At 50.6% G+C, this 12,790-nt stretch carries 11 protein-coding genes; 8 read left to right on the top strand and 3 right to left on the bottom strand.

The genetic code is table 11. The annotated features are described in order from the left end of the window. Window positions 1–523 precede the first annotated feature (523 nt). Complete coding sequence (locus TX85_RS06445) at window positions 524–1,597, top strand: bifunctional 3-deoxy-7-phosphoheptulonate synthase/chorismate mutase (protein ID WP_044478275.1); 1,074 nt, start codon at window positions 524–526, stop codon at window positions 1,595–1,597. A 232-nt stretch (window positions 1,598–1,829) separates the two neighbouring features. Here TX85_RS06445 and TX85_RS06440 read toward each other — a convergent pair whose 3' ends face one another. After that, window positions 1,830–2,906 carry a lactonase family protein gene (locus TX85_RS06440; RefSeq protein WP_044478274.1) on the bottom strand — a complete coding sequence of 359 codons (1,077 nt, stop codon included), beginning with the start codon at window positions 2,904–2,906 and terminating at the stop codon, window positions 1,830–1,832. A 179-nt stretch (window positions 2,907–3,085) separates the two neighbouring features. On the opposite strand from TX85_RS06440, the gene TX85_RS06435 reads away from it, so the two are divergent. Next, window positions 3,086–3,421, top strand: coding sequence for a LytTR family transcriptional regulator DNA-binding domain-containing protein (locus TX85_RS06435; RefSeq protein WP_044478273.1), 336 nt, complete (start codon window positions 3,086–3,088; stop codon window positions 3,419–3,421). Between the two features lie 83 nt (window positions 3,422–3,504). Here the strand turns inward: TX85_RS06435 and TX85_RS06430 are convergent, their stop codons facing one another. Further along, complete coding sequence (locus tag TX85_RS06430; RefSeq protein ID WP_044478272.1) at window positions 3,505–4,503, bottom strand: aldose 1-epimerase; 999 nt, start codon at window positions 4,501–4,503, stop codon at window positions 3,505–3,507. Window positions 4,504–4,690: 187 nt separating this feature from the next. Between TX85_RS06430 and TX85_RS27375 the strand changes: the two genes are divergently transcribed. The 6 genes from TX85_RS27375 to TX85_RS06405 all read left to right on the top strand — a co-directional run bounded on the left by TX85_RS27375 (window position 4,691) and on the right by TX85_RS06405 (window position 11,753). Beyond that, entirely contained in the window at window positions 4,691–5,191 is a 501-nt protein-coding gene (locus tag TX85_RS27375; protein ID WP_049894836.1) for a hypothetical protein, read from the top strand. A gap of 24 nt (window positions 5,192–5,215) precedes the next feature. Then, the gene (locus TX85_RS27370) at window positions 5,216–5,587 is read left to right on the top strand and encodes a C40 family peptidase (protein ID WP_049894835.1); all 372 of its coding nucleotides are present in this window, start codon (window positions 5,216–5,218) and stop codon (window positions 5,585–5,587) included. A gap of 149 nt (window positions 5,588–5,736) precedes the next feature. Then, window positions 5,737–6,660, top strand: a complete 924-nt coding sequence (locus tag TX85_RS06420; RefSeq protein WP_044478271.1) for a type 2 periplasmic-binding domain-containing protein — start codon at window positions 5,737–5,739, stop codon at window positions 6,658–6,660. A gap of 115 nt (window positions 6,661–6,775) precedes the next feature. Next, complete coding sequence (locus TX85_RS06415) at window positions 6,776–7,834, top strand: LacI family DNA-binding transcriptional regulator (protein WP_044478270.1); 1,059 nt, start codon at window positions 6,776–6,778, stop codon at window positions 7,832–7,834. A gap of 97 nt (window positions 7,835–7,931) precedes the next feature. Continuing rightward, window positions 7,932–10,373, top strand: a complete 2,442-nt coding sequence (locus tag TX85_RS06410) for a GH36-type glycosyl hydrolase domain-containing protein (protein ID WP_044478269.1) — start codon at window positions 7,932–7,934, stop codon at window positions 10,371–10,373. Window positions 10,374–10,502: 129 nt separating this feature from the next. Continuing rightward, a complete protein-coding gene (locus TX85_RS06405) occupies window positions 10,503–11,753 on the top strand; it encodes a methyl-accepting chemotaxis protein (RefSeq protein ID WP_044478268.1) in 1,251 nt (416 codons plus the stop codon). A 72-nt stretch (window positions 11,754–11,825) separates the two neighbouring features. On the opposite strand, the gene TX85_RS27365 is transcribed toward TX85_RS06405, so the two are convergent. Next, window positions 11,826–12,790 (bottom strand): alpha-galactosidase (locus tag TX85_RS27365; RefSeq protein WP_233500633.1); only part of this gene is annotated, 965 nt, incomplete at its 5' end.

The following is a 12,790-nucleotide window of genomic DNA, read 5'->3' as shown; positions in this document are numbered from 1 at the left end:
AACAACTCGCTTCCTTGTCAAACTTTTGCTTGATTGCTGCCTACTAAATCATCTTACGCGAGCCGGCTTCATAAAAGCAAGCAAGACCGCTTATTTTTCCTTGGATCTGTTAAAAATTCTCTCCATCCGATTCAATGCGTTAAAGCTTCACCCTTGCTTCACTGGGCCGCATGTTCTTGCCATCCTATGCACAAAAGACTATAATCTCGAATAAATTACGTAATGAGCACAGCAATAATGACCATGACGGAGAAAAGTACGCAGATGCGTCCAGACAGGGACGGCGGTGCCGCAGACTGAGAGCACCCCGGATGGAGCCGCACTGCCGAAGTTCGCTCCCGAGTCGAGCCCTGAACGGCCATATCGGTCCATTAGGGAGCTCCGGCAACACGCCGTTATCGTGTTTTGAGCTGAGTAACTGAAAGGTTGTCTAACAAGGGTGGTACCGCGGTAACCCCGTCCCTTGAGAGACAGCCTTTTTTTGTACATCAGCGCACTACTACATGCAAAGGGGATAGGAGCAATGGCAGAAGCGTTGGATCAACTGCGGGAGCAGCTGAACGGAATCAATTACGAATTACTGAGACTGCTTAATGAAAGAGCAAGCATTGTTCGGGAAATCGGAGAGATCAAAGAAAAGCAGGGCGTGCCGAAATTCGATCCTGTACGGGAGCGTGCTATGCTGGAAGAACTGACCCGGGTTAACCCCGGTCCGTTCAAGGATGCCGAGATTAGGCATCTCTTTAAGGAAATCTTCAAGGCGTCGCTGAACCTTCAGGAGGAGGACCATAAGCAGCAATTGCTGGTTAGCCGCAAGAAGCAGCCACAAAGTACAGTTATTAATTTGCAGGGAACTCTTATTGGAGGCGACACACAGGTTATGGTCGCAGGTCCTTGCTCGGTGGAATCCTATGACCAGCTTCGCACGGTCGCGGCTGCCTTGAAGCAGGCAGGCATCAAGGTCATGCGCGGCGGAGCATTCAAGCCGAGAACCTCCCCATATGACTTCCAGGGGCTGGGGGTGGAGGGTCTTAAAATGCTGAAGGAAGTGGCTGATGAGTTCGGGCTTGTCACGATCAGTGAGATTGTGCACCCGGACCATATGGAGCTGGCGGAGCAATACATTGATGTTATTCAGATCGGCGCAAGAAACATGCAGAACTTCGAGCTGCTTAAGGCAGCCGGAGAAGCCAAAATCCCCGTTCTGCTTAAACGGGGAATTGCAGCTACACTGGAAGAATTCGTTCACGCCGCTGAATATATCGTCGTGAAGGGAAATTCGGAGGTCATGCTGATTGAGCGCGGCATCCGCACTTACGAGAAGTGGACACGAAACACGCTGGATATCTCCGCCGTGCCGCTGCTCAAGCAGGAGACCCATCTGCCGGTGATGGTTGATATTAGTCATTCCACCGGGCGAAAGGATATCCTCCTGCCATGTGCGAGAGCGGCTCTTGCAGCGGGCGCGGACGGCATTATGGTCGAGGTGCACCCCGACCCGCAGACTGCGTTGTCCGATGCCGCACAGCAGCTGGATATTCCCCAGTTTGAGCAGCTTTGGAGCGGGATACTCAATTCTGGGCTTTTCCATCAATAAAGGATAAATATATAAGTTAAACTACTGAATTTTACGTTTTGAGGGCAACGTGTAAAGTGTTCTTACGATCGCTGTTGTTCGCGGATTTCTCCAATCGAACTAAGATATTGCAAGGTAGAAATCCACTCTCAAAGGCGAACGCATTCGCTTTATGCTCCCGAAGTAGCTTTCTTGCAGAAAGCTTGTAACACTTCACACTTTTGCCCTTTCTACGTAGCTGTTATAGTTCAACTTATATAAAAGGTCTTACGCATACTGGCTTGGCTACTTCAGCAGATTGGCCTGTAAACGTCAGCTTGCCGCTGGCAGGGTCAACGCGGAATAAAGTCAGATTGTTGCTGTCCCGGTTGGCGCAGATCAGATAATCGCCCTCCGGTGTCAGCGCAAAATGACGAGGATGCCCGCCTTCTGTGGATACATGCTGAACGAAGGACAATGCCCCGCTGGCCGGTTCAATGGCAAATTGGACAATACTGTCATGACCGCGGTTGGACCCGTAAAGATAACGTCCATCGTTAGACACTGCAATCTCGGCGGTCGTATTTTCACCCGTATAGCTGTCCGGCAAGGAGGATACTGTATTCACAGGAGTCAGCTTACCAGTCTCTGCTTCATACTCATAAGTGGTAATCGAGTTGCCTACCTCGTTAATGGAATACACATGCAGCCCGTCGGGATGATAGGCCAGATGTCTTGGCCCTGATCCGGGGGGAGTTACGGCATCGTAAACGGGAGACAGCTTGCCCTCCGCAACATCGACGGCATAGCTGCGCACCCGGTCCAGCCCTAGATCCGCTACCAGCAGGAAGCGATTATCCGGACTGAATTTGGCAGAATGAGGGTGAGGGCGGTCCTGACGGACAGGATCGGCTCCTTGCCCCACATGCTGCTGTTCATCAGTCAGTCTGCCTGTACTGTCTGTACCTGACAATCTGATCAGCCCGACATTTCCTCCGTGATATCCCGAGACCGCCGCATACTGGCCGGAAGGGTCAATCTCGATATGTGAGGTCGAGGGCTTAAGCGTCTTGATTCGGGCCAATTCTGCAAGCTTGCCGGTTTCGGTATCGATCCGGAAGGGCACAATCTCACCGATCCGCTCTCCATTCTCGGTTGTTTCGGAAATGGCATAAGCAAGACCTCTTGTCTCATCCAATCCGACAAAGGTCGGGTTCTTCATACCGGACACTGCATCCAGACGGGTTAACGTCTCCTGTTCTTTATCCAGTTCGTATACATATACTCCGTTTTGCTCGGGGTCGGCATAGGAGCCAACGATAAGCAAGGTTCGATTTGGACTTGATTTCATGCTGATAATTTCCTCCTTCTGCACTCCGTATTCAATCTCTATTTTTTCGTATATTCCCTGAAAAGTCCAGCAATCCTTCCTTGAATAGCTAAAATTTAAAATTGCACCCCTACACAAATCCAGAAAAATATGTTATACTGCAAGCGCTTCCACAACATCTTCTAAAGGGGGAATTTGGAATGATGAATGTCGGACAGGAGAAGAATCATGTGTTCGATGTGTACGAGGATTTAGAGCCGCACGACACGTATTTCTTCAAGATTGGAGTCCAGGGATTGGTATGCTTCCACGGCAGATATTACAGCATAAAAAAGAGATTCTCCGCGGAACAAGTCTCCAAGCTCATCGCAGACCCTTCGTTTTACCGCATCAGCAGCAGTTGCTATGTGAATCTCTCCAAAATCTCCGAGATCCGGGAGAATGAGATTCTGTTCCGGGATCAAATTCACGGAATCAAAACCTTGCAGGTTCCAAGACGTAATCTGGAAGAGATCAAACGGCTGATTCCTGCTTAAACAAGCGGGCAAATAATCTGAAAGAAGCAGCCAGTCGGCACTTATTGCAAGTGCTGCATCAGGCTGCTTCTTTTAGTTTGCCATTAAACCGGCTTCACATAGAAGCGGGATGTCTCTTCCCAGATCTCCCCCGCTTTGAGACCGAAGAGACCAATCTCCTCGGCAGGCAAATCCACATTCGGGGCATTCACCAGGTTCACATGCGGCTCAGGACAGAAGAATCCGCCTGCCGCTCCGCTATTCCAGACCATCCACTGCTTGTATGACGTTCCCACATCATATACCAGCACGGCGCCTTCTTTGCGGTCCGTCAGCTCCATCCGGTTCCGTCCATTCTGAGGTGCGGCTGTGTAGTGATTATCCATCGCAGCGAAGAACGGGCTAATACCTTCTCCTTGCAGCAACAGTTCCTCCTTGCTCAGCTCCTGGAACTCACCGGTCGGCAGCATTCGGTCATTCAAAGCCCATCTCTTTCCTATTGTCAGTTTCGCAGTACAATCTTCGGACGAGCTTCCCTGCGCGAACGGTACATTAACAGCTGTATGGAAGGCGAGCAGGCAAGGCATCTCCTCCTCCCCATTGTTCTTCACGAACAGATGCTGACGAAGTCCATCGGCTCCCAAGGAATAGGTCAGCTTGACCGTAAAACGAAATGGCAAGTATTGATAAATGGCGTGCTGTTCATCAACGTCTATTTTTACCGTTACGAAGCTCTCGTGGCCGGCAACTCCGAATTCTTCAACCTCCCAGGCTGCCGTGTGCAGGAAACCGTGCAGGTGGTTGCCTGTCGCCGGCTCATTCACCGGGAAATTCAGAACCTTCCCCTTCCAAGGAAAGCGGCCGTCTTCATACCGATTTGGCGGGAACAGCACCGGGATTCCGTGCACGCCAGGATTGCTCTTGAAGCTCTCCATTTCCGACTCCGCCGGCTCCCTCAAAAAGCGGTAACCGCTTTCGTTATCGCGGAAAGCAATCAGATTGCCTCCCACATGCGACAACATGATCGCCTCATATTTTCCCGCCTGAAGCCCGATCGCCGGCTCCCCATGAAATACCGTTTCATAAGCTTTGAACTGCGTCATTATTTGATCTCCCTTCGCCACATTCCTAATCCTTAATAGGACAGACAGGCTGTTCTGGTACGCATTATATCAAATCCGGGCTCCCTTCGTCACCGGCACAGGTTATGAAAATCCGGATTGCATACATAAAAAACCTACATTTCTGCATACTTCAAATATTCACTAAAGAAATGGAGTGTCTATATCAATGAACAGCAGTCGCATGAAAACAACCGCTATTTGCCTGCTTCTATTTCTGCTAACGGGGATATTGAACGCCTGTGGAGATGCCTCGAATGGTTACACTGCACAGTCGCTCCGGTCTCAAGACAACTCCTCCCTGCGCGAGGCGCACAACACCCAGAATACCTGGCTGCAAATGAACCAATTGGCCGATTCGATGAATTTGCGGCTTGTCAGCCGGAAGAACCTGATTCAGATGGGCTACACGGATCCGATCTTCGAGGTGGCAGCCGGACGCAAGGAGGCCTTGTCCTTCGGCAAGCAAGTGATGCTCCCTGATGCTCCCATCCGGCATGACGGCTGGGTGTACATCAGCCCGCGATCTGCGGAAGCCTTGCTGCAGACCTCGATTCAGCGGGATGAAGCGACCGGCAAGGTCTCCGTATCTTCGCTCGAACAGGCCCATGGCGGCTCCGGAGCAACCGAAATTGAGTCAGAGTCCGATACCGGGCAAATCCGTATCTAGAGTCTTCCATCGGACCGCAGCGAGATGGTGTCTTATGCCAAGCGGTTTTTAGGTGTTCCTTACGAATTTGGAGCCGCGGATTATTCGACGTCCAAAACCTTTGATTGCTCTTCCTTTACTCAGCATATCTATGACCATTTCGGCGTTGATCTCCCCCGCCTCGCCCGGGATCAGGCCCAAAGGGGCTCTGCCGTATCTCGAAGCAGTCTTAAGGCAGGGGATCTGATCTTCTTTACCGTTCCCGGACGATTCTCCAGTGACAAAATCCCCGGTCATGTCGGCATGTACATCGGAGACGGAAAATTCATTCATACCTGGGGAGATCCCGGCGTTCAGATTAGCCCGCTGGATTCGGGATACTGGAACGAACAAATATTGTCCATGCGCCGAATCTAGTCATCCAGTCTCTATAAGGATACCGCTGGGCCGCTCTGGCATTGAATGCCGGGCGGCTATTCCTGCTTTGTGCGCAAATTTCACATTCATGCTCATCCACAGTATAATTAAAGCTAGTTAAATACATATACAAGGAGACCGAATGATCGATGGATGAACTGAAAAAAGCCTATGAGATTCTGGGCCTTCCCGAGAGCGCTTCCCGGGAGGAATTGGACCGTGAATTTGATATTCTGATCCGCAAATCCCGCTCCCGCAAGCCTGCTCAGAATACTGCCGAGAACCAACCGGATGAATACGAGCTGAAGCTGAAGGCATACAGAACGATTGTCGACTATGAAGAGAAGAAAAAGATCGAAGAGCTTAGCCGCGAGCGTTACTCCAAATGGGGCAGATTTGCCGGCACCGCAGAAAAAAGCAATGATTTTTTCAGGATTCATAAGACCAAAATCATAATCGGAATCATCTCAGTTATCGTTGTTATTGTTGGAATTACGGCCATTATGAACAACTTGGAGGAGAAACGCCGAATCGCGGCTCTTCCCCCGCTCGATTTATCCGTTATGTTCCTTGGCACCTTCATGGCTGATGACAGCAAAGGCGGGGATAGTGCGCTAGAGGATGCCTTCACTGCAACGATGCCGGATTGGCAGCGTACAGAGGTGGAGCTCGTCTATCTGCCTTCGCAAGAGGCAGATGTGATCGGGTCCCAGGATATCGCATTTCAGCAGAAAGCGATGGCCCTGCTCTCAACGGAGCGTCCAGACGTATATATTGTTGATGAGAACGCATTAGACTGGCTGATGAACAGCGGCCTGTTTATGAACCTGGACGAAGACGCGAACGGTGAACTCAAGCCGCTGTTAAAAGAGGACTCCATCGTTACGGGGAGATCTGAAGAGGATACTGAGGATCACATCTACGGCATTCGGGTAAAGGATAGCGAATTGGCCAAGCAGCTTCCGCTGTATCTGCCAGATATGATTGTGACGGTCCGGATCGACTCCGAGAACAAAGACAAGGCTGTTGAGTTGATTAAACGTTATCTGGAGACGACTCCTGCCTCGGAATAAAGCTAGTTCAGGCGCCTACGGCGCCTGTTTTTATAGACGAAGAAAAGAATTGAATTTAGGGAACGCTTCCATTACAATAAGACTATGAACGCGCGTTTATAAGAGGTGAACAGCATTGCGCAGCGAAGATATTGCAAAATTAGCCGGGGTATCCCGCAGCACGGTATCCCGGGTCATCAACAACTACGCCAACGTGCCCGAGGCGACAAAAGCGAAGGTGCTGCGTATTATCGAGCAGTATCAGTATGAGCCGAACAGCTTCGCCAGAGCCCTCGCCGGCAAGCGGACAGACACGATTGGCCTGTTCGCCATTAGTATGAATGAACGGGAAAATGCAAGCCGAATCTATCAGAACAGCTACTTCGGCCCGATCGTCGATCTGGTGGTCGATACGGCAAACTCCCTGGGCTACTATGTACTCATTCATACCGTTTACTCTCCCGGTGATTTTCAAAAAATCAAGCAGGCTTACCAACAGAAACGGATCGACGGCGGCATTCTTGTCGGCACCCAGAAGGATAGTGAGCTGGTCCGTGAGATGGTTGGCCAAGAGGCTCCTCTTGTCCTGATCGATTACGATATCTCGGAGATTATGGCTGAACGCTTGAACAAGAATCACTTGGCCGTCATTAACTCTATGGACTATGAGGGCACAGTCCATGCTATTGAGTATTTGATCGAGCTGGGCCACCGGAGCATCGGCATCATGAAGGGAAGAATGAGTACATTTTCTGGCAGAGAGCGTTACGTCGCTTATGAAGATACGTTACGCAAGCATGGGCTGCCGCTTCAGGAGGAATTCATTCTTGAAGGGGATTTCTTGAAGGAAACCGCCTACCAAGAGGCCGAGCGGCTTGCCGTGAGCGGGATATGGCCTACCGCCCTGTTCTGCTGTAACGATGATATGGCGATTTCAGCGATGGAAGCCTTCACAGCGCATGGTATCCGAATCCCCGATGATCTGTCTGTGGTCGGATTTGACGATGTTGAGCTTGCCGGCCGCATGAATCCCAAGCTTACCTCTGTCAAGCTGCCGATTCATGAAATGGCGACGGCTGCTGTAGAAAAGGTCATTGCTCTGTGCAACGCGGAGGAATCGGCGTTCAGCACGCTGAGCTTCCCTACTGCCCTGATCGTCAGGGAATCCTGCAGAGAGCTTAAGGAGCACGAGTAACCGCATCACAACAGGTTTCACTCACCTTGCCCTTTCGGGGGCAATCTTTTCCGTCTATTATAAACGCGCGTTCACAAAAAGAAGGGAGAGTATTTTGATGAAATACGGTAATTTTGATGATGTCCGTAAAGAGTATGTAATCAACACGCCGAAAACACCTTACCCTTGGATCAATTATCTGGGCAACGAGCAATTTTTCGGGCTGATCTCCAATACAGCCGGCGGATACACCTTTTATCGCGACGCACGCCTGCGCCGCCTTACCCGCTACCGCTATAATAATATTCCGCTTGATACCGGCGGCCGTTATTACTATTTGCGCGACCATGACAACAACGATTTCTGGACACCGGGCTGGATGCCGGTTAAGCGTGAGCTTGACTTCTACGAATGCCGCCACGGGCTGGGATACACCTCTATTACAGGAGAAAGAGGCGGCATCTCTGTCTCGCAATTAGCCTTTATCCCACTTGGATATACGGGCGAGGTTCACCGTTTGACAGTGAAAAATACCAGCTCCGCCAATAAGACTGTCTCCCTCTTCTCTTTTGCCGAGTTCTGTCTCTGGAATGCGCAGGATGACATGACCAACTTCCAACGCAATCTCAGCACGGGTGAGGTTGAAGTCAAGGATTCTGTCATTTACCACAAGACCGAATACCGTGAACGCAGAAACCATTATGCCTTCTACTCGGTGAACCGCGCGATTGACGGCTTCGATACGGACCGCGAGTCCTTTGTAGGCCTGTACAACGGTCTTCATGAGCCTCAAGTGGTTGTTGAAGGCAAAGCCTCGAACTCGGTTGCGAGCGGCTGGTCCCCCATCGGCTCCCATGAAGTAAAGCTGACCCTCGCCCCTGGGGAGGAGCAAAGTCTGGTATTTATCCTCGGCTATGTGGAAGTGCCTGAGGAAGACAAATGGGAAGCGCCAAGCGTGATTAACAAGAAGCCTGCGCAGGCGATGATCGATCAGTTCGCTACCGATGCCGACGTGGATCGTGCGCTTGAAGAGCTGGCTACCTATTGGGACGGTCTGCTGTCCAAGTATCAGATTAACAGCGGCGATGAGAAGCTGAACCGGATGGTTAACATTTGGAACCCGTATCAGTGTATGGTTACGTTCAATATGTCCCGCTCTGCCTCTTATTTCGAATCCGGCATCGGACGGGGAATGGGCTTCCGGGATTCCAACCAGGATCTGCTCGGCTTCGTCCATCAAATTCCGGAGCGTGCAAGAGAACGGATCCTTGATATTGCAGCCACTCAATTTGAAGACGGCAGCGCCTACCACCAGTACCAGCCGTTGACGAAGAAAGGGAATAACGAGGTCGGCAGCGGCTTCAATGATGATCCGCTCTGGCTCGTGCTCGGCACAGCTGCCTATATCAAAGAGACCGGCGATGTCAGCATTCTCGACGAGCAAGTTCCATTCGACAGCAACCCGGACAACACGGCCACGCTGTTCGAACATTTGAAGCGTTCTTACTATCATGTCATCCACAATCTCGGACCTCACGGCTTGCCGCTGATCGGCCGCGCCGACTGGAATGACTGTCTGAACCTGAACTGCTTCTCCAAGGAGCCGGGCGAATCGTTCCAGACTACCGAAAATATCGCAGGCGGAACAGCAGAGTCAGTGTTTATCGCCGGTTTGTTCGTCTACGTAAGCCCCGATTTCATCGAAATTTGCCGGATGCGCGGATTGGATCAGGAAGCCGCCGAAGCGAAAAGCCATATGGAGAGCATGCGTGCCATTACGCTGGAGCACGGATTTGACGGGGACTGGTTCCTGCGTGCCTATGATCACTATGGTCAGAAAATCGGCAGCAAAGAAAATGAGGAAGGACAAATTTTCATTGAGCCGCAAGGGATCTGCGTCATGGCCGGCATCGGTGTTGAAGAAGGGCTGGCCGACAAAGCCATGGTCTCTGTAGCCGAGAGACTGGATACCAAGTACGGTATCGTGCTTCAACAGCCTGCCTACTCGAAGTATTACCTGAACCTTGGGGAAATTTCGACGTATCCGCCGGGCTATAAGGAAAACGCTGGTATCTTCTGTCATAACAATCCTTGGATTATGATTGCCGAGACCGTGCTTGGACATGGCGACAGAGCCTTCGAGATTTACTCGAAGATTGCTCCGGCCTATCTTGAGGAGATTAGCGAAGTTCACCGGATGGAGCCATATGTATACTCTCAGATGATTGCAGGTAAGGATGCGGTTCGTCATGGAGAAGCTAAAAACTCATGGCTGACAGGTACTGCCGCGTGGAACTATGTAGCTATTACACAAGCTATTTTGGGTATTCAGGCTGATTTTACCGGACTCAAGGTTGATCCTTGTATTCCTTCCGCTTGGGATGGATATGAAATTACCCGGGTCTACCGCGGCGATACGTACGTGATCAAGATTGAAAATCCGGACCGCGTCAGCAAAGGCGTTAAGAGCATGACCGTGGACGGAAAAGAAGTGCAAGGCAATATCATCAAGCCGATTGGCGACGGCGGTGTGCATCAAGTCCTTGTCACGCTCGGATAAGACAGGATTATACACAAATTCCGGACAATTTTCGACGTTGTCCGGGATTTTTTTATGTATCCCCTTTCACAGAACGATGCTATAATCAATGGTAGTTATATCCTAATCTCAAAAGGAGGCATCATACATATGACATGGTTCAACAGACTCCCTCTAGCTAAGAAGATCCCTGCTGCTTGTTACCTTGTTGCTGCATTGTTTGCCGTACCGGTGCTTGTCGTCTTTGCACTGATCGGCAAGCTCGTAATAGGGTTGATCGTCATTATTATTTTGGCAGCGCTTACCTATCCGCTTACCCGTTACGTCCAAGGCGCCTTGCTCGGCTCCTTCAGCGACATTACCAATGCCTCTGCCAAGATTGCAAAGGGCGACTTTACCAGCCGAATCATGGAGTCGGGCGGCATGGAGGATTTGAACAAAGCTTTTAACAGCATGGTGGACAAGCTACGCAAAATTTTACAAGAGACTTCCGAGATTACACAAAAGGTTATGGACTCGACCCGCTCCATTGCTGATCGGAGTCAGGAATTAACAAGTGTAATGACCCAGGTGGCCCAGTCCTCCAACGAGTTGGCACTCGGCGCGAATTCAATCTCCGAAGATGTCAGCGGCATGAAAGACTCTATCGGAGAGATTGAAAATAAGGTAAGTAATTATACCCATTCCACAAGGGAGATGAACAACCGCTCAATCGATATGCTGGAGCTTGTAGAAAAAGGGCGCGAATCGGTCTCCATGCAGTCTGAAGGCATGCGCAAAAATATTGAAGCGACCGGAAAGGTTGCCGAGTCTATTGAGGAGCTTGCCAAAAACGCCAGAGGCATCACGAAAATAACCGCAACGATATCTGAAATCGCCGAACAGACCAACCTGCTCTCTCTGAACGCCTCAATTGAAGCCGCACGGGCCGGCGAGCACGGAGCGGGCTTTGCAGTTGTTGCCCAAGAGGTTCGCAAGCTGGCTGAAGAGTCTACCGCCTCGACGAAGGAAGTATTCAATCTGGTTCGCAGTATTGAGCAGGATATCAAGCTGGCTGACAATAATATTAAAATTAACGAAGAGGTAGTGCGCCAGCAGAATGAAATGATTATGGAATCGGAACGTATCTTCGCGGAAATTGTCCAGAGTGTTCAATACATATCCGAAGAAATATCCGCATTTTCCAAAGAAAGTGAATCGATGCTGGAGAGCGCTCATCATATTTCATCCTCGATTCAGAACATCTCTGCGATTACTCAAGAGTCGGCTGCCGGCACAGAGCAAGTGTCCGCTTCAATGAATGAGCAGATCGGGGCAATTCAGAAGATGAGTGAAGAGACAGAAGCTATGAAAAATGCTGTATTCCAGCTGCAAAAGACAATTCATATCTTCAAATTCTAAGTTAGACTTGAATGTAATGTATAACTGAAAAGCAGATGCCGTCGGGTGAACCGAACGCATCTGCTTTTTTTGTTAGCTCTTGGCGGTAGCTTTAAGATGAATCCAGGTGCTGGAGAAATCACCATGAACCTCATGCATCGGTAAGCCGGCATGCATTAACCGGTCACCCCCATATACTTCTCCCCCTTGAACCCGTTGATAGTTACGGTGAGGATCGAGTCCTTGCAGCTTAACCAGAGAGAGCGGAGCATTCGGCTCAGCCAGCACACGGAAATAGAACAGCAGGGCCTCACTACGGTCGGGACTGACGAACATCCAGGCAGTTACATTCCCCTCAAATGGGCTAAGCAGACGGTACATTTCTCCTTGCTGGACCAACCCCCGTAATTCCTTATAGGCCTCGACCTGGGATTTAACAATCTCGCACTCTTCCTCGGTAAACTTGGTCAAATCCAGCTCATAACCAAAGTTACCCGACATAGCCACATCACCGCGGAAAGACAGCGGGGTCGTTCGGCCCACCTGATGATTAGGTACGGCGGATACGTGAGCTCCCATGGTAGATACCGGGTACACCAGACTTGTGCCGTACTGGATTTTCAAGCGCTCCGCCCCATCTGTATCATCACTTGTCCAGGTCTGAGGCATGTAATACAGCATGCCAGGGTCGAAGCGGCCGCCGCCGCCGGAGCAGCTCTCAAACAGGATGTGCGGGAAGCTTGCTGTCAAGCGCTCCAGCAGCTCATACAGACCGAGAATATACCGGTGAGCAACCTCCTTCTGTCTATGGCCGGGCGCAAGCGCTGAACCAATCTCCGTCATGTTCCGGTTCATATCCCATTTCACATAAGACACAGGCACGGAAGCGTAAATATCGCTTAACTGGTCATACAGATAATTCCGGACATCTTCTCTAGACAGGTCAAGAACAAGCTGCTCTCTCCCCTCGGTACGGCGCCGCCCGGGAACATGAAGACACCAGTCAGGATGACTGCGGTACAAATCGCTGTCAGGCGATACCATTTCAGGCTCGAACC

This window comes from Paenibacillus antibioticophila, from assembly GCF_000455265.1.
In the GTDB taxonomy this organism is placed as follows: Bacteria; Bacillota; Bacilli; order Paenibacillales; family Paenibacillaceae; genus Fontibacillus; species Fontibacillus antibioticophila.
The sequence above is the reverse complement of the archived record's forward strand: the minus strand, read 5'-3'. Positions and strand labels throughout refer to the sequence as shown.

Excerpts from the sequence above, each read along its gene's own strand:
- TX85_RS06445 (WP_044478275.1), top strand. The coding sequence starts at position 524 with ATGGCAGAAGCGTTGGATCAACTGCGGGAGCAGCTGAACGGAATCAAT.
- TX85_RS06440 (WP_044478274.1), bottom strand. The coding sequence starts at position 2,906 with ATGAAATCAAGTCCAAATCGAACCTTGCTTATCGTTGGCTCCTATGCC.
- TX85_RS06435 (WP_044478273.1), top strand. The coding sequence starts at position 3,086 with ATGATGAATGTCGGACAGGAGAAGAATCATGTGTTCGATGTGTACGAG.
- TX85_RS06430 (WP_044478272.1), bottom strand. The coding sequence starts at position 4,503 with ATGACGCAGTTCAAAGCTTATGAAACGGTATTTCATGGGGAGCCGGCG.
- TX85_RS27375 (WP_049894836.1), top strand. The coding sequence starts at position 4,691 with ATGAACAGCAGTCGCATGAAAACAACCGCTATTTGCCTGCTTCTATTT.
- TX85_RS27370 (WP_049894835.1), top strand. The coding sequence starts at position 5,216 with ATGGTGTCTTATGCCAAGCGGTTTTTAGGTGTTCCTTACGAATTTGGA.
- TX85_RS06420 (WP_044478271.1), top strand. The coding sequence starts at position 5,737 with ATGGATGAACTGAAAAAAGCCTATGAGATTCTGGGCCTTCCCGAGAGC.
- TX85_RS06410 (WP_044478269.1), top strand. The coding sequence starts at position 7,932 with ATGAAATACGGTAATTTTGATGATGTCCGTAAAGAGTATGTAATCAAC.
- TX85_RS06405 (WP_044478268.1), top strand. The coding sequence starts at position 10,503 with ATGACATGGTTCAACAGACTCCCTCTAGCTAAGAAGATCCCTGCTGCT.